The sequence below is a fragment of the Saccharothrix sp. ALI-22-I genome (genome assembly GCF_001984175.1).
Taxonomy (GTDB): Bacteria; Actinomycetota; Actinomycetes; order Mycobacteriales; family Pseudonocardiaceae; genus Actinosynnema.
This window is the reverse complement of record NZ_MTQP01000043.1, coordinates 20,480-36,372: the sequence shown is the minus strand read 5'-3', so window position 1 is coordinate 36,372 and position 15,893 is coordinate 20,480. Positions and strand designations below refer to the sequence as shown.

Annotated in this window: 18 protein-coding genes and 3 pseudogenes; 12 read left to right on the top strand and 9 right to left on the bottom strand. The window is 68.2% G+C overall.

The genetic code is table 11. The annotated features are described in order from the left end of the window. Window positions 1-15: 15 nt before the first annotated feature. The 3 genes and pseudogenes from ALI22I_RS55425 to ALI22I_RS48780 all read left to right on the top strand — a co-directional run. Window positions 16-459 (top strand): annotated as a pseudogene (locus ALI22I_RS55425) (hypothetical protein); the annotation flags it as partial. A 142-nt stretch (window positions 460-601) separates the two neighbouring features. Then, a complete protein-coding gene (locus ALI22I_RS06610) occupies window positions 602-1,426 on the top strand; it encodes an SDR family NAD(P)-dependent oxidoreductase (RefSeq protein ID WP_202970784.1) in 825 nt (274 codons plus the stop codon). After that, window positions 1,423-2,490 carry an aldehyde dehydrogenase family protein gene (locus ALI22I_RS48780; protein ID WP_077004618.1) on the top strand — a complete coding sequence of 356 codons (1,068 nt, stop codon included), beginning with the start codon at window positions 1,423-1,425 and terminating at the stop codon, window positions 2,488-2,490. Before ALI22I_RS06610 ends, ALI22I_RS48780 begins: the two co-directional genes overlap by 4 nt. A 124-nt stretch (window positions 2,491-2,614) precedes the next feature. Here the strand turns inward: ALI22I_RS48780 and ALI22I_RS06600 are convergent, their stop codons facing one another. The 4 genes from ALI22I_RS06600 to ALI22I_RS48770 form a co-directional block, all read right to left on the bottom strand. Continuing rightward, on the bottom strand, window positions 2,615-3,265 hold the full coding sequence (locus ALI22I_RS06600; protein WP_077004617.1) for an RICIN domain-containing protein: 651 nt from the start codon (window positions 3,263-3,265) through the stop codon (window positions 2,615-2,617). A gap of 101 nt (window positions 3,266-3,366) precedes the next feature. Next, complete coding sequence (locus ALI22I_RS06595; protein ID WP_077004616.1) at window positions 3,367-4,689, bottom strand: extracellular catalytic domain type 1 short-chain-length polyhydroxyalkanoate depolymerase; 1,323 nt, start codon at window positions 4,687-4,689, stop codon at window positions 3,367-3,369. Between the two features lie 100 nt (window positions 4,690-4,789). After that, window positions 4,790-4,936: an RICIN domain-containing protein gene (locus ALI22I_RS50485; RefSeq protein ID WP_179118126.1), complete on the bottom strand. Its 147-nt coding sequence runs from the start codon at window positions 4,934-4,936 to the stop codon at window positions 4,790-4,792. A 68-nt stretch (window positions 4,937-5,004) separates the two neighbouring features. Next, window positions 5,005-5,424 carry a hypothetical protein gene (locus ALI22I_RS48770; RefSeq protein WP_143532008.1) on the bottom strand — a complete coding sequence of 140 codons (420 nt, stop codon included), beginning with the start codon at window positions 5,422-5,424 and terminating at the stop codon, window positions 5,005-5,007. Window positions 5,425-5,725: 301 nt separating this feature from the next. Here ALI22I_RS48770 and ALI22I_RS55420 point away from each other — a divergent pair. After that, a pseudogene (locus tag ALI22I_RS55420) lies at window positions 5,726-5,902 on the top strand (IS701 family transposase); the annotation flags it as partial. Here the strand turns inward: ALI22I_RS55420 and ALI22I_RS55035 are convergent. From ALI22I_RS55035 to ALI22I_RS47435, 3 genes are all read right to left on the bottom strand, one after another. After that, the gene (locus tag ALI22I_RS55035; RefSeq protein WP_338013469.1) at window positions 5,836-6,045 is read right to left on the bottom strand and encodes a hypothetical protein; all 210 of its coding nucleotides are present in this window, start codon (window positions 6,043-6,045) and stop codon (window positions 5,836-5,838) included. The pseudogene ALI22I_RS55420 and the gene ALI22I_RS55035 sit on opposite strands and share 67 nt — an antisense overlap. Before the next feature lie 77 nt (window positions 6,046-6,122). Beyond that, a complete protein-coding gene (locus tag ALI22I_RS06585; protein WP_143532007.1) occupies window positions 6,123-6,383 on the bottom strand; it encodes a hypothetical protein in 261 nt (86 codons plus the stop codon). A 1-nt stretch (window position 6,384) separates the two neighbouring features. Then, on the bottom strand, window positions 6,385-6,597 hold the full coding sequence (locus tag ALI22I_RS47435; protein ID WP_083751483.1) for a hypothetical protein: 213 nt from the start codon (window positions 6,595-6,597) through the stop codon (window positions 6,385-6,387). An 8-nt stretch (window positions 6,598-6,605) separates the two neighbouring features. On the opposite strand from ALI22I_RS47435, the pseudogene ALI22I_RS55415 reads away from it, so the two are divergent. The 8 genes and pseudogenes from ALI22I_RS55415 to ALI22I_RS06545 form a co-directional block, all read left to right on the top strand. Next, window positions 6,606-7,334, top strand: a pseudogene (locus ALI22I_RS55415) (IS5 family transposase); the annotation flags it as partial. Window positions 7,335-7,358: 24 nt separating this feature from the next. Next, window positions 7,359-7,484 (top strand): hypothetical protein, encoded by a 126-nt coding sequence (locus tag ALI22I_RS54505; RefSeq protein WP_274522758.1) that lies wholly within the window; start codon window positions 7,359-7,361, stop codon window positions 7,482-7,484. Between the two features lie 207 nt (window positions 7,485-7,691). Then, a complete protein-coding gene (locus tag ALI22I_RS06570) occupies window positions 7,692-8,993 on the top strand; it encodes a glycoside hydrolase family 43 protein (protein ID WP_077004614.1) in 1,302 nt (433 codons plus the stop codon). A 122-nt stretch (window positions 8,994-9,115) separates the two neighbouring features. Beyond that, window positions 9,116-9,376, top strand: a complete 261-nt coding sequence (locus ALI22I_RS06565) for a hypothetical protein (RefSeq protein ID WP_077004613.1) — start codon at window positions 9,116-9,118, stop codon at window positions 9,374-9,376. A gap of 99 nt (window positions 9,377-9,475) precedes the next feature. Continuing rightward, window positions 9,476-10,390 carry a transposase gene (locus ALI22I_RS53210; protein WP_238598159.1) on the top strand — a complete coding sequence of 305 codons (915 nt, stop codon included), beginning with the start codon at window positions 9,476-9,478 and terminating at the stop codon, window positions 10,388-10,390. A gap of 173 nt (window positions 10,391-10,563) precedes the next feature. Then, the gene (locus tag ALI22I_RS06555; RefSeq protein ID WP_083751481.1) at window positions 10,564-11,307 is read left to right on the top strand and encodes an integrase core domain-containing protein; all 744 of its coding nucleotides are present in this window, start codon (window positions 10,564-10,566) and stop codon (window positions 11,305-11,307) included. A gap of 384 nt (window positions 11,308-11,691) precedes the next feature. Beyond that, window positions 11,692-13,089: a glycoside hydrolase family 43 protein gene (locus ALI22I_RS06550; protein WP_083751480.1), complete on the top strand. Its 1,398-nt coding sequence runs from the start codon at window positions 11,692-11,694 to the stop codon at window positions 13,087-13,089. 30 nt (window positions 13,090-13,119) lie between these two features. Beyond that, window positions 13,120-14,592, top strand: coding sequence for a family 43 glycosylhydrolase (locus ALI22I_RS06545; RefSeq protein ID WP_077004612.1), 1,473 nt, complete (start codon window positions 13,120-13,122; stop codon window positions 14,590-14,592). 108 nt (window positions 14,593-14,700) lie between these two features. Here the strand turns inward: ALI22I_RS06545 and ALI22I_RS06540 are convergent, their stop codons facing one another. Together ALI22I_RS06540 and ALI22I_RS52160 are read right to left on the bottom strand one after the other, a co-directional pair. Next, a complete protein-coding gene (locus ALI22I_RS06540) occupies window positions 14,701-14,892 on the bottom strand; it encodes a transposase (protein WP_238598162.1) in 192 nt (63 codons plus the stop codon). Window positions 14,893-14,988: 96 nt separating this feature from the next. Next, window positions 14,989-15,837, bottom strand: coding sequence for an integrase core domain-containing protein (locus tag ALI22I_RS52160; RefSeq protein WP_238598158.1), 849 nt, complete (start codon window positions 15,835-15,837; stop codon window positions 14,989-14,991). Between the last annotated feature and the right edge of the window lie 56 nt (window positions 15,838-15,893).

The following is a 15,893-nucleotide window of genomic DNA, read 5'->3' as shown; positions in this document are numbered from 1 at the left end:
CCACGACCCGCCTGCGTGGCAGTCACGTGCCGCGCTGGGCGGTGCCGGTGGCGCTCGTGGCTGCGCGGCAAGCGGGTCCTCGTCGTGGGTGCGGGCAACTCCGGCTGCGACATCGCCTGCGACGCCGCGTGGTCGGCCGACCACGCGGTGATCAGCATGCGGCGCGGCTACTGGTTCGTGCCCAAGCACGTGTTCGGCCGTCCCGTGGACACGCTCGCAGGCATCGGGCCGAGGATGCCGATGTGGCTGGAGCAGAAGGTCTTCGGCGCGCTCCTGAGGATCCTCAACGGCGATCCCACGCGCCTCGGCCTGCCCAAGCCCGACCACAAGTTGTTCGAGACCCACCCCGCGATCAACTCGATGCTGATCCACCACTTGCAGCACGGCGACATCACAGCCAAGCCGGGCATCGCCCGCACCGAGGGCACGACGGTGCACTTCACCGACGGCACGAAGGACGACTTCGACCTGGTCCTGCTGGCCACCGGCTACCGGCACCGGGTGCCGGTAGCGCAGGAGTACTTCGGCGACGAGCAGCACCCCCGACCTGTACCTGTCGGCGTTCTCCCGGGAGCACGAAGGACTGTTCGGCGTCGGGTTCGTGGAGACCAATTCGGGGGCATACCGGCTCTTCGACACCCAGGCGCAACTGATCGCCGGGTTCATCCACGACATCCGACGCGGGAAGGTGGCCGGCGAGCTACCCGGCGCCGGTCACGCCGGTATCGGATGCGACCTGCTGGACCACGCCGACGTGGAGCGGCTCTTCGCCCGCGTCGCGGTCGACTACGGCCGGCGGGACGTCCTGGTCGACAACGTCGGCATGACCAGCGCCGAACGCTTCGACGTGCGCAGTATCGACAGCATCCGGCAGGAACTCGACCTCAACCTGCTCTCCCCGCTGGTCACCACGCGTCTCGCGATCCCGCTGCTGCGGGCCTCCGGTGACGCCAGGGTGATCACCACCGTGTCGCTCGGCGGGATCTTTCCGCTGGGGGAGACGCCGATCTACACGGCGTCGAAGTTCGGGCTGCGCGGTGCGATGCTGGCCATCGGACTCGACCTCGAGGCCAAGGGCATCCTCGTCGGGTCCGTGCTGCCGTCGGCGACCGACACCCGGATGCTGCGCCAAGAGGCGGTGGACGGCGGGAACGCCATGCAGTTCCAGGACAAACCGCAGCAGCCCGCCGATGTCGTGGTCGCCGTGGTGAGTCTGCTCGACCGGCCCCGCCTGGAGGCCTACCCGCTGGCCGGCGAGTCCCTCCTGGTCCGACTCGCGATGCTGGCGCCGAATCTGCTGCCCAAGGTCTTCCCGCTGTTCCGCAAGCGCGGCGAACGCGGCATGGCCCGCTATCTGGAGGACCTGCGCCGCAGGGGACTGGCCCGCCAGGTCGGCGGTCGGTGGGAGCTGGTGGAGGAACGATGACCGGTACCGCGGTGGAGTCCGTGCTTTCCGTGGTCAACCCCGCGACCGGCGAGTTGATCACCACCCTGGCCGCGTCGACCGCACATGAGGTCGCGGAGTCGGCGGAACGGGCACAGGGGGTGTTCGAGAGCGGGCGGTGGTCGCGGCTCACGCCGAGGGAACGGGCCTCGGTGTTGCTGAGGCTCGCCGACCTGATGGAGCGCGACGCCGAGACCCTGGCGCGACTGGACAGCCAGGACGCGGGCAAACCGATAACGGAGTGCCTGACCGGCGACGTGCCCGGCGCGATCGAGTCGATCCGCTGGTTCGCCGAGGCGGCCGACAAGGTCTTCGGCCGCGTCGCCCCGACCGGACACGAACACGTGGGCCTGATGAGCCGGGAACCGGTCGGCGTGGTCGCGGCGATCCTGCCGTGGAACTACCCGCTGGCCATGACCGCGTGGAAGGTGGGGCCCGCCCTCGCCGCGGGGAACTGCCTGCTGATCAAGCCCGCGGAGGCGACACCGCGCTCGGCGCTGCACCTGGCCGATCTGGCCGCGGAAGCCGGGCTGCCGGACGGCGTGCTCACGGTGCTGCCCGGTCACGGGGCCGTCGCCGGCACGGCTCTGGCCCGTGATCCCCTGGTAGGTGCGCTGTCGTTCACTGGCTCCACCGTTGTCGGACGGCGCGTCCTGATGATGACGATGTGGTTCATCGTGGGCATCGCCGCCGTGCTCACCTACTCCACCGGCGTCTCCTGGCAGATCCTGCTGTTCTGCGCGGCGGTGCTCACCGTTGTCCGGATGGTGCCGGTGCACGTCTCCCTGCTGGGCTCGAAGCTGTCGCAGCGCGAACGCCTGCTCGTCGGTGCCCTCGGGCCGCGCGGAACCACCTCGATCGTGTTCGGCCTGCTGGCGTTCAACAAGCTGCCAAGCAGCAGCGCGGCCGACAACATTCTGCTCATCACGGTGACCTGCGTCCTCGGCAGTGTCTTGCTGCACGGCCTCGGCGCCGGTCCGCTCGTCCGTCGCGTGAAGACCACCGGCGCACCAGACACGCCTTCTCTCCAAACAGGACAGAAGTAGCTCGGCTCATTCCAAATCCCGGCGGCGCGCAACCGTGCCAGCCGGTCGTGGTGGGTGCGGCGTGAGCCCTTCGACCGGCGCCCCTGGCCCGGCGCGGTGGGAGCGCGCCGGGCCGGGAGGTTTGTTACGCGGGGATGAGCTGCCACTGCTGGTTGGCGCCCCCGCCGGCGGTCCATTGCACGACCTTCGCGCCGTCGTCGGTCGACCAGGCGTTCACGTCCGCCGCCAGCCCGTTCTCGCGGCTGACGATGGTGAAGTACCCGTCACTGTTCGGGCGCAGGTGCCACTGCTGGTTGGCGCCGCCGGTAGTGCTCCACTGCGTCAGTTGCACGCCGGTCGTCGAGCTGTGGCCGGGCACGTCGAGCACCTCGCCGCTGGCGGTGTAGGTCAGCACGTACGTCCCGCCGGGCCCGGAGGCGACGGTCCAGGGCGCGCCGACGTCCTCCATGTAGCGGTGGTTGGCGTAGAGCCGGTTGCCGTTCGCGTCGGTGATGTCGATGGACGGGTGCTTGCGGTGGAGCCACAGCGGCGCGGGCCGGACGGCGACGTCGAGGATGACGCCGATCCCGTTGTCCTGCATGAGGTCCATGACCTCGTCGAACCAGTCGAAGCGGAACTCGCCGTCGCTCGGTTCGAAGGTGTCCCAGGCGAGGTGGCCCAGCCGCACCATGCGGATGCCGGCCGAGCGCATCATCGCGGCGTCCACGGCCTCTTCCAGAGCAAGGGCGTCCACGCCGACGATGCGGACGTGGCCGGGGACGTCGGCGCCGAGCACGGGATGGCTGTGGGCATGGGCTTGTTTCCTTCCTTGTACAGGGGTCCGAGGTGCCTGGAGGCGAGTCCAGGCACCTCGGACCGGGTGCTCGGGGATCGGAGCTACCTGAGCGTCCACCGTTGGTTTGATGTGCCGCCGCAGGTCCAGAGGATGACCTGGGTGCCGTTGGCGGTGGCGGCGCCCATCGCGTCCAGGCAGAGCCCGTTGTGGACGTTGGTGATGGTGCCGTTCGCGTTCACGTTCCAGCGCTGGTTCGCACCGCCCGAGCAGTCCCAGATGACCACTCGGGTGCCGTTGGCTGAACCCCAGCCCTCGGCGTCAAGGCACTTCCCGTTGACCTTCAGCTCTCCTGCCGAGGTGCGGGCGAACAGCTGGTTGGAGCCGCCGTTGCAGTCCCACAGGTGCGCCTGTGTCCCGTTCGTGGTCGAGGAGTTCGGGATGTCGAGGCAGCGGTTCGACGCTGCGCCGACGATCGCGGTGGAGCCGCCGGTGGACGCGGTCAGGCCGAAGAAGCGGAGTGTCTCGGCGGGCTGGTGCGGCAGGTTGTGGTCGGTGCCGCTCATGCTGATCGCCTCGACCGGGGCCTGGCCGCCGGTGCTGCCGTAGCGGGTGCGGGTCCAGTTCGACTGCGGATGGTCGGTGAACTCCGGCGTCTGGTCGGTGGCGTTGACGTTGGTCCACTGGTCGATCTGCTCTTGGAAGTTCGGGTAGTAGAGCGCATCGTCTTCGGTGCCGTGCCAGATCTGCATGCGCGGCCAGGGACCGGTGTAGCCGGGGTTGGCGTTGCGGACCGCGTCGCCCCACTGCTGTGGCGTGCGGTCGATGGTCCCGGTCGCGCAGTCGGTGTTCCACTCCGAGCCGTTGGTGGTGGCGAAGCAGGTGTAAGGCACGCCGGCGTAGGCCGACCCGGCCTTGAAGACCTCGGGGTAGACACCGAGCAGGACGTTGGTCATCATCGCACCCGAGGAGATGCCGGTAGCGTAGATCCGGTTCCGGTCGCCGCCGACGTTGGCGAGCGTGTAGTCGACCATCGACTTGATGCTGACGGAGTCTCCGCCGGTGCCGCTGAGCGAGGCCTGCGAGGCGACGTCGAAGCATTTGCTGCTGCGGGTGACCGACGGGTAGATGACGATGTAGCCGTACTGGTTCGCCAGTTCGTCGAACTGGGCGCCGTTGTAGAAGTCGGTCGCGGACCCGGTGCACCAGTGGTTGGCGACCACGATCGCCGGGTTCGCGGGGACGTTGTCGGGCACGTACAGGTACATCTCAAGGTTGCCGGGATTGTTCCCGAAGTTCGTGATCTGCCGGAGCTGGGCGGCGTGCGCCTCCTTGGGGGCCAGGAAGACCATCAGCGCGGAGGCCAGCACGAGCGCGATCGCGAAGACCGCTGTCGCGCTGCGGCGCGATCGGATGACGGTGGACATGGGCTCGTTCCTTCGTCGTAAGGGGAGCGTGGGACAGGCGGGGTCCGAGGCGCCTGGTAGCGAGTCCGGGCGCCTTGGATCGGTTGCTCGCGGATCGGAGCTAGGTGAGCTTCCACTGCTGGTTGGCGCCGCCGTGGCAGGTCCACAAGTGGACCGGGGTGCCGTTGGCCGGGCTCCAGCCCGAGACGTCGCCGAGGCTCGCCTCCTTCGCCCATCCGGGCAGGCTCTCGCGGTGCGTACCGGTCATGATCGGTTCCTTGAGAATGTTGGCGGTCCAGGGGGACCGGGTGTGGCTGCTGGCGCCGGCCTGCTTCGTCAGTCGGCGATGTCGCCGTAGATCAGGCCGCGTGCTGACAGATAGACGCGGCCATAGATGTGCGGGTCGCCGGTGATGACGGACTCGGCGAAAACCCACTGGTGTTCGTCGTCGTTGATGCGGATCCAGGTGTGCCGCCGTCGGTGGAGCCGAAGATGCCGTCCTGGCCTGCGACCGTGGCCGAGGTGTAGATCGCCGGCTAGCCGGACCGCGTGGCGGCCTCGCCGAAGCCGACACCGATCGCCAAGTCGATCGCGCTGATGCGCTTCCAGGTCGCGCCGCCGTCCTTGGAGCGCCACAAGCCGGTTGCGACCTCCGCTTTGTCGCTGCGGCAGCGCCAGGCCGCCGACCGCGGCGGTGGCGACCGCGGTGGAGCCCAGGAATGTTCTCTGGCTCGGCCCGGAGCGTGGGTTCGGCATGACGTCGGCACTCCTTCGTGACGCTGCGCTTCGTAAGTGATACGTAAGACGAGAATCGAAGCGCTTCGATGCATGGGAGATTAGGGCCCCTCGGCGGGTTGCACAAGGTCTGCGGCAGGAGTTCGATCCGGGAATCAACGACGTGACCGAGGGGAAGCTTTGGGTATCTCAGTCGTAGTCGCGCGGGCCCTTGACAGGGCCGGGACTCTGGCTGAGCAGCGAAGCGCTTCGAAAGCGGCGCAGCCGCTCTCGCCAGCCTGTTTCTGCGTCTGTCCTGTTATGCGCCCGGCTGCGCATCACTCGGGTCACCGCCGCCACAGGAACCTGCCGGGCCGACGAATTGGTCGCGCGGCTACCGAAACGTGCCTGGCAGCGCCTGTCCGCTAGCACAGGCGCGAAAGGACACCGGTTCTACGACCGGGCCTGGATCAGTTCGACCAGCGGTGAGCTTCCCCCCGATAACCCGAGGCGGTTGTTACCTGGCTGCGGTCGGTGCTGCCGGGATGGTAGCTGGCTCGGTCTGGGCGGTGTGCCAGGCGGTTTCGTACTCGTTGGGCTGAGCCAGCCGAGGTCCTTCTGGATGCGTTCGGTGTTGTAGAACCCGTCGATGTAGCGGAACAGTTCGTTCTCGGCCTCGTCGCGGGTGCGCCAGGACCGTCGGTAGACCAGTTGAGGATAGTTTCGTTACTACTATTGCTTCAGTGTTGACTGGGCCACTTTGCGGGCCAGGCCGGCTTGTCGCGCACGCTCGGCCACGACTCGTAGAGCTGGGCCAGCGTTTCCTGCGCGACCTCGTCCGCGTCGGCGAGCGGAGCGCCCTGCCAGCATAAGGATCGCACCAGTCTGACCTTGTACGGCTTGTAGACCTCGGTGAACGCGGTGTCGTGCTCGCGGCCGGGCGCGCCGAGGCGATCCTGGCCCAGCAGGGGGGCTCGCACCGACGGCTCGGGTTCCTGCATGTCACCGACCATCAGCTGTCCCCGCGATCAACTCGGTCACCGAGCCGTCGGCGCGCTGCTCTCGCAGTGTGCCGCCGATGCCGCGCAGGCGGGTGGCGGTCTGGACCGTGGCCTCGCCGCGTTGCCGCTCGATGTGAACCTGCCAGCGTAGCCGCAGCCACCGCACCAGCAGTCCCACAAGGTGTATCGCCAAGCCGGCGAGGATGACGTCCATGCCTCCAAGAGCCTGGACGACCGCGCGGTACCGGCCGCGATCCTGTGCTGCGGACCGGCTGCGCTTGGTCGGCGCTGCCCACGTCGTTCGGGGTCAGCGCTCCCACCGCGCACCGCCGGTTCACCGAGTGGGTCGCCGCGGACGCGTTCACCCGGCTGCACCGGACGCTGCTGGACCTGCTCGGCTCGGCCGGGGCGATCGACCGGTCCTGGGCGACGGTGGACAGCATGCACGTCCGCGTGTTCACAGGGACCTGACCGGCCCCGGCCCGGTCGACCGCGGCAAGCCTGGCTCGAAGATCCACGCGATGGGCGAGCCGGGGCGGCCTCCCGTTGACCGTGGTCGTCTCCGCCGCGAACCGCAACGACCACCGGGACTGGCGACGGTGGTCGACGCCGTCGCGCCGGTCAGGGGGCCGTCGGGCGGCCTCGGCGACGACCGCACAAGCTCTACGCGGACAAGGGTTATGACTACCCGGCCTGCCGGGCGGGGCTGCGCCGGCGGGGAGTCATCGCCCGGGGTCGCCCGCCGCAACAGCCCGCCTGGGGCGCCACCGGTACGTCATCGAACGGACCCTGGAGTGGGTTTCCCGGTTCCGACGCCTGGCGCGCCGCTACGAACGCAAGGCCGCCCACTTCACGGCATTCGCCCGACTGGCCTGCGCGGTGATCTGCTACCGCCGGGCCGTCAAGCTGGACCTGTCGACCCACGACAACCCCAATGAGATGCGGTCTTAGGAACCCTAGAGAAGTTGCCCGGCCGTGAACGGACTGCTCTTGTCCGGCATCACGGTGGTCAGCCCGGAGCAGGCCGTCGCGGCGTCGACCAGGCGGATCACGGCCGCGGTTTCACGGCAGACAGGAGTCGATCGGCTCCTGTCGACGTAGTGTTAGCGATAACAGAGTCAGATCCATGCCACCACGTGGCGCGTTCCGGCGCCGTCTTGGACAGCATCAAGTGCAGGAATTTCGGCCTTGAAGGCATGAACCGTGACTGTTAGCGTTCACAGTCATGCCGTGACGCCCGCCACACGCGACGGCCGCCTCAGTGGTCGATCGTCTCAGGCCTACCCCCCCTTCCCACAGGAGATACCCATGTCTCGGATCGAGCGTCGTACCCTGTTCAAAGCGGGCCTCGCCGGTCTGGCGGTCCCCGCGCTGTCCGGCGTGGCGGCCCCGGCGCTGGCCGCGGTTCCACCCACAGGCACAACGGCCCGGTACACGATGACGGCGTTCACCTACGCGTCTGAGAACACCGTGCACGTGTACGACTCGGTCGACGCGACGGCGTTCAGCCTGCTGAAGGGCCCGGCCTTCAAGCCACCGACCGGGTTGTCCCGCGACCCGAGCATCATGCGACACACCGACGGCCGGTACTACCTGACCTACACCGCGGGGTGGACGGGCAACCAGATCGGTCTGGCGTCGAGCGCGGACCGGGTCAACTGGACGTTCCTCGGCAACATCACGATCGGCGCCGACGGCGTCGGCAACAGCTGGGCGCCGGAGTGGTTCATCGACAGCGACGGCAGCGTCAACATCATCCTGTCGCTGCACTACAACGGCACGCCGACCGGCGCCTTCCAGGCGTCGAAGATCACCGCGACCAACGCGGCGTTGACCTCGTGGAGCGCGCCGGTGCCGCTGGCCGGCATCCCCAGCGCCTACATCGACACGTTCATCGTCAAGGTCGGCTCGACCTACCACGCGTTCTGCAAGAGCACGTCCACCAAGTCGATCGACTTCGCCACGGCCTCCAGCCTGAACGGCCCGTACACGATCTGGAAGACCGGCAACTTCGTAACCTACGACGGCGAAGGCCCCTGCCTGGTGCCGTTGGACAACGGCGGCTGGCGGATGTACTTCGAGGACTTCCGCAACCGGCGGTTCTGGTTCACCGACAGCCGCGACACCTTCCGCACGTGGACCACCCCGGCGTTGTTGCCCGGGCTCAGCGGCACGGTGAAGCACCTGACCGTGGTCCGCGAGAACGTGGAGGGCGGGCTGACCGTGCCGTCGGGCTCCCGACTGCTGCGGTCGGTCAACTTCCCCGACCGGTACTGGAACGCCGGCGGCAACCTCGCGACCACCGGGACGGCGTTCACCGTCGTGCCGGGACTCGCCGACGCGAACGCGTACTCGTTCCGCGCCCCCGACGGCCGATACCTGCGGCACTACGCCTTCCGGCTGCGCCTGGACCCCGCCGGCTCGGGCAGCTTCGCCGAGGACGCCACGTTCGTCGCCCGACCGGGAGCGGTCGCCGGATCGGTCGCGTTCGAGTCGTACAACTTCCCGGGCCGCTACATCAGGCACCGCAACCTCGAACTGTGGGCCGACCTGACCGCCAACACCGACCTGTTCCACAACGACTCCTCCTTCACCGCCGTCGCACCCTGAGAGCGTGTGCGGACCTCGAAAGGAGAAACGAAATACGTCGGCGCACTTTCCTGACCGCGGTTCCCGTCGTCGCCGGGGCGACGGGCCTGCTCGCGTCACGCGCCGCCCAGGCGGCACCGGCCGTGACCTGCACGAACTCGCTGATCGCCCGGCGGGCCGACCCTTACATCTACAAGCACACCGACGGGTTCTACTACTTCACCGCCTCCGTGCCGCAGCACGACCGGGTCGTGCTGCGCCGGGCCACGACGCTCCAGGGCCCTGGCAAACGCGCCGGAGACGATGATCTGGGCGCAAGCACTCCAGCGGGGAGCAGTCTCCCTCCGACTCCCGGCGCGAGCGACACGCGGCGGACCACCTGCAACCACCGGAAGGGCGTATGAAACTCCTCCAACGAAGCGTGTGGGGTTCCAGAACTCTGCACCTGGGCGCTGAGCTGCGGTGATCGCGCACCATGAGCCGTAGAGGCATGCTCGCGAGGTGTGACGTTACGACTGCTGTATCTGATCTTCGTCCGGCTCGTTGGCTGGCTGGTTCTGCTCGGCCGGTCATCGGCGGCCAAGGATGTGGAGTTGCTGGTGCTGCGGCACGAGGTCGCCGTGCTGCGCCGGACCAGTCCCCGCCCGCGGCTGGAGTGGGCCGATCGCGCGCTACTCGCCGCATTGGTGCGTCGACTCCCCCAGATGCCGGGTGAACATCGGTTGGTGACACCGGGCACCGTCCTGCGGTGGCACCGGCGCCTGGTCGCGAAGAAATGGACCTACCCGAACCGCACCGGCCGACCGCCGATCGACGACACCGTCGTGGCGTTGATCGAGCGGATGGCGTGGGAGAACGCCGGCTGGGGCTACCGCCGAATCCAGGGCGAGCTGCTCAAGCTCGGCCACCGGGTAGCCGCCTCAACGGTTCGCCGCGCGCTCAAGCGCCTGCGGATACCGCCCGCACCCCAACGCGACACCGACACCTCCTGGCGACGGTTCCTGCAGGCCCAGGCAGCGAGCATGCCGGCCTGCGACTTCTTCCAGGTCGACTGCGCCCTGACGCTCAAACGGGTCTACGTGTTCTTCGTGACGGAGGTCGCCACGCGCTACGTGCACATCCTCGGCACCACCCCGAATCCGGACGGCCCCTGGACCACGCAACAAGCCCGCAACCTACTGATGGACCTCGGCGACCGGGCAGACGACTTCCGGTTCCTCATCCGCGACCGGGCAGGGCAGTTCACCGCCCCGTTCGACGCGGTCTTCTCCGGCGCGGGCATCCAGGTCGTGAAGATCCCACCACGGTGCCCACGAGCCAACTGCTACGCCGAACGCTTCGTCGGCACCATCCGACGCGACGCGAAGCCACCGACCGACTGCTCATCCTCAACGAACACCACCTGCGAGCGGTCCTGAACCGCTACGCAGCCCACTACAACCACCGCCGACCCCACCAAGCTCTACAACTCACACCACCACGACCAGACCGGCCGATCGCAGAGCCGCGCTGCACGTCGACACGTCGCCGACCAGTCCTCGGCGGCCTGATCAACGAGTATGAACCCGCGGCAGCCTGAAGCGCAGGTCAGATGGTGTGGCCGACTTCTGGAACCCCACAGCGGCGGGGTCACCGACGGATCCAGGGCGAACCGGCCCGACTCGGCCACCACATCGCCCACTCGACGGTCTGGCGGATCCCGCACGACGCGGGCATCGACCCGGTGCCACGCCGCACCGGCCCAACCTGGCGGGAGTTCCTCACCGCCCAGGCCGAGAGCATCATCGCGGCGGACTTCCTCCACCTCGACACCGTGCTCGGCAGGCGCCTGTACGCACTGGTATTCCTCGAATACGGCACCAGGCGCCTGCACACCACCGGCGCCACCGCCCACCCGACACAGGCATGGACGACGCAGCAGGCCAGGAACCTCGCCGCCGACCTCGGCACCCGAACGGAGCCCCTGCGCTTCCTGCTCCGCGACCACGACGGCAAGTACGGCCGGACCTTCGACACCGTCTTCCAGGCCGACGACCTACACGTGATCAAGAGCGCGCCACAGGCGCCCCGGGCGAACTCCCACCGCGAACGGGTCATCGGCACCCTCCGACACGAACCCCTCGACCACGTCCTGATCCTGGGCGAAACCCACGCACGACAAGTCCTCAAGACCTACGAAGACCACTACCACCGACACCGACCCCACCAAGCCCGCGACCAACTACCACCCGAGGACCGGCAGCACCCCGCCGCGGTACACGACCTCGACACCCGCAGACTGCTCCGCACCCGCATCCTCGGCGGCCTTGTCAACGAGTACAGACATGCCTCTTGACCAGCAGCGATGACTTTTCGAGCGGCACAGGTTCCGCACGAGATCCATGCGCTGGCGCTGTTCGAGACATCGCTGGCTTCAGTACGCGATCGGCCAGGCGCTCGCGCGAGCAGCGCTCTGTGCCGGACATCGTCTGCGCAGAGCGCTGTCGGCTGTTCGGCACAAGCTTGTGTTATCGCTAACAATTGGTGCGCCACAAGCCTTGTCTTCCAGGAAACACCTGCGTTACGGTTCCGGTAACGCTCCTCGAAGGCCCGGAACCCGGCCTGGTCACCGAGGGTCCGCGTGAGTCTGACGCGAGGGCGTTTCCGCTCCCGCATCTCTTCTCTCCCAGTGTGTTCCCGCACGCCCTCATCGGGCTGCCCTCTGTGGAAAGGAAACGCGTTGACCCGATCGAGTACACGCTCCGCCCTGGTCGTGGCGGCAACCCTGCTGGCGGGTGTGATCGCCCCGACGGCGGCACAGGCACAGGTCGTGCCCGACGCCGCCGACGCCGCCTACGTGATGGGCTACTTCAAGGAATCCCTGAACGGCGGCGGCAACGTCAACGCGGTGCACTTCGCCGTCAGCAACGACGGTCTGGAGTGGACGCCGCTCAACAACAACGACGCCATTCTCACGCCCACCACGGGCACCAGGGGCATCCGCGACCCGTTCCTGTACCGGCTGAACGACGGGACCTGGGTCGTCCTGGCCACCGACATCCCCGTCGGCGGCGACTTCACCAGGCCCAACCCCAACATCCACGTCTGGACCTCGCCCGACCTGGTCACCTGGTCGACCGACCGGCTGCTCAACGTCAACTGGACCAACCCGGCCTCCTACAGCTGGGCGCCCGCGGTCCACTGGGATCCGGTCCGGCGGGCCTACGGGATCACCTACACCACCGTTCCGCAGGGCTACTCCTACTCGGTCATCAACGTCGTCTACACCACCGACTTCGTCACCACGACGACGCCCGCGGTGTTCCACGACGCCGGGTCGGGCATCCTCGATTCGCACGTGGTGACCGGCGTCGGCGGCCAGAACTACCTGTACTACAAGAGCAACGCAACCCTGCGCCTGGTCGGGACGCGCTCGTCGAGCGTCGAGCCGCGCAGCTTCCGCGAGTACACCTCCGGTGTCGTGGAGAACCGCTGCACCGAGGCGCCCACGTTGGTGAAGTCGCTGACGTCGAACACCTGGCGGCTGTGGGGCGACACGTTCTGCCCCAACGCGAAGTTCGACCTGTGGCAGGGCGACCTGCTCTCGGGCAACTGGACCAAGGTGAGCCGCGCCGACTACACCGCGCCGCTGAACGGCAAGCACAACACCGTCCACCCGGTCACCACCGCCGACCGCGACCGGATGGTCGCCCGGTACGGCACGACCAGTTGGAACCGCCTCAAGTCCTACAACTTCCCGGGTCACTACGTCCGGCACGCGAGCAACGCCGGGGTGGTCACCGAGCAGCCGTTCGAGCCATTCCAGGACTCGCAGTGGCGGATCAGGCCGGGTCTGTCCAACCCGTCGGCCGTGTCGTTCGAGTCGGTGAACCTCCCCGGCCGGTTCCTGCGCCACCAGGGCTTCCAGGTGGTGCTCGCGGCCAACGACGGCACCTCCGGGTTCGCCGCCGACGCCACCTTCACCCGGGAGGCCGGCCTGGCCGACGCGAGCTGGTCGTCGTTCCGATCGGTCAACTACCCGACCCACTACCTGCGGCACTCGAACTTCGCCCTGCGCGTCGACCCCGTTAGCACGGCGACCGACCGCGCCGACGCCACGTTCCACATCGGCCACTGACCAGGACTCTCGCAAAGTGGTGGTGACTCTGTGAACCGCACGAAACCCTTACCACGGCTCGGCCGCCTGCTCGCCGTCCTGGTGCTCGGCGCCGCCGTCCTCACGGTCGCGGCCCCGGCATCGGCGGCCCCGGCGACCTTCACCAACCCGCTGAACACCTCGGGCGCCGACCCGTTCATGACGCACTACAACGGCTACTACTACCTGATGACGACCCCGTACTCGGGGCCGCTGACCATGCGCAAGGCCCCGACGATCGAGGCGCTCAAGTCGGCCGCGCCGGTCCCGGTGTTCAACGACTTCCCGGCCTCCCGGTGCTGCATGGTCTGGGCGCCGGAATTCCACCTGGTCAACGGCCCCAACGGACCCCGCTGGTACATCTACTACTCGGCGGGCGCGGGCGGGATCGAGGACCAGCGCGTGCACGTCGCCGAGAGCGCGGGCACCGACCCCACCGGGCCGTACACCTACAAGGGCATGGTGTTCGGCTCGAACACCTGGTGGGGCATCGACGGCAGCGTCGTCACGATCAACGGCCAGCTGTACTTCACCTGGTCCGGTGTCCCTACGACGTTGTGGCGCGACAGCGACCCGCACATCTACATCGCGGCGATGTCCGACCCGTGGACCGTGACCGGTCTGCGGACGGCGATCTCCGCGCCGCTGCTGGCCTGGGAGCGGCAGGGCACGCCGATGAACGAAGGGCCGGTCGCGCTCCAACGCGGAGGCAGGACGTTCATCGTCTACTCGGCAAGCCCGTGCCAGGGCCCCGACTACAAGCTGGGCATGCTGACCTACAACGGCGGACCGGTGCTGAGCGCGAGCTCGTGGGTCAAGGGGCAGAACCCGGTCTTCCAGCGCAGCGATGCCAACGGCGTCTACGGCCCTGGACACAACGGCTTCTTCACCTCGCCGGACGGGACCGAAACGTGGGTCGTCTACCACGCCAACAGCTCCGAGAGCCAGGGCTGCGGCCGCACCCGCACGACCCGCATCCAGAAGATCAACTGGCGGGCGGACGGCACCCCAGACTTTGGTGTCCCGGCCGCCACGACCACACCGCTGACCGTTCCGTCCGGTGAGCCGGTGGCGACCTTCGAGCGGATCGTCAACCGCAACAGCGGCAAGGTCGTGGACGTCCAGGCGCCCAACACCGACGACCGCGCGCGGGTGGGGCAGTACACGTCCAACGGACAGCCGTGGCAGCGGTGGCGGTTCGTCGACGCGGGCGGCGGTTACCACCGGATCGAGAGCCTCAACAGCGGCAAGTGCCTCGACGTCCTCGACCGCTCCACCGCCGACGGCGCCGCCGTGATCCAGTTCCAGTGCTGGAACGGCACCAACCAGCAGTTCCAGGTGGTGCAGTCGGGCGCGTACTTCACCTTGCGCGCCCGCCACAGCGGCAAGTGCCTGACCGTGGCCGGCTCCTCCACGGCGGACGGCGCGGTGCTCGAACAGCGCACCTGCGGCACCGCCGCGAGCTTCCTGTGGTCGCGGTCCTAGTGCTGACACCGTGAGCGAGCCCGGCACCGGTCATCCGGCGCCGGGCTCGTCGCTCAGGGGCGACAGGGTGTGGGGTGCCAGAAGTCGGCCATATGGTCTGACCTGCGGTTAGGCTGCTGTGGGTTCGTACTCGTTGATCATGCCGCCGAGGATGGGTCTGCGGCGTATCGACGTGTGGTTCGGCTCTGTGATCGGGTGGTCCGGTCGTGGTGGGGTGAGTTGTAGGGCTTGGTGTGGTCTGCGGTGGTTGTAGTGGGCCGCGTAGCGCTGCAGCACCGCCCGCAGGTGGTGTTCGTCGATGATGAGCAGTAGGTCGGTGACTTCGCGTCGGACGGTTCCGACGAACCGCTCGGCGTGTGGGGTTCCAGAAGTCGGCCATACGGTCTGACCTGCACTTCAGGCTGCCGCGGGTTCGTACTCGTTGATCAAGCCACCGAGGATCGATCGGCGGCGTACCGGCGTGAGGTTGGGCTGGGGGATCGCATGGTCCGGTCGTGGTGGGGTGAGTTGTCGGGCTTGGTGGGGTCGGCGGTGGTTGTAGTGGGCTACGTATCGGTCCAGCACCGATCTCAGGTGGCTTTCGTTGATGACGAGCAGGCGGTCGGTGACCTCGCGTCTGACGGTGCCGACGAACCTCTCGGCGTGGCAGTTCGCTCGCGGACTCCGTGGTGGGATCTTCACGACCTGGATGCTGGTGTCGGCGAGGACCGCGTCGAACGAGGCGGTGAACTGGCCGGCCCGGTCGCGGATCAGGAACCGGAAGTCGGCAGCCTGACCACCGAGGTCCATGAGCAGGTTGCGGGCTTGTTGTGTGGTCCAGGTTCCGTCGGGGTTGGTGGTGATGCCGAGAACGTGGACGTAGCGGGTGGCGACCTCCATCACGAAGAACACGTACACCCGTTTGAGGGTGACCGCGCAGTCGATATGGAAGAAGTCGCAGGCCAACATGCTCGTGGCCTGAGCACGGAGGAACCGACGCCAGGAGATGTCCGTGTTCCGGGTCGGCGCGGGCGGTATCCGCAGGCACTTGAGCACGCGGCGGACGGTCGACGCGGCCACCCGGTGGCCGAGCTTGAGCAGTTCGCCCTGGATCCGGCGGTAGCCCCAGGCGGTGTTCTCCCTCGCCATCAGCGCGATCAACCCCACCACGGCGTCGTCGACCGGCGGGCGGCCGGCCCGGTTCGGATAGGTCCATTTCCTCGCGACCAGGCGCCGGTGCCACCGCAGGACGGTGCCCGGTGTCACCAGTCGGTGCTCGGCAGCAGCCGGGGGAGTTGCCGCACGAGCGCGGCGAGCACCGC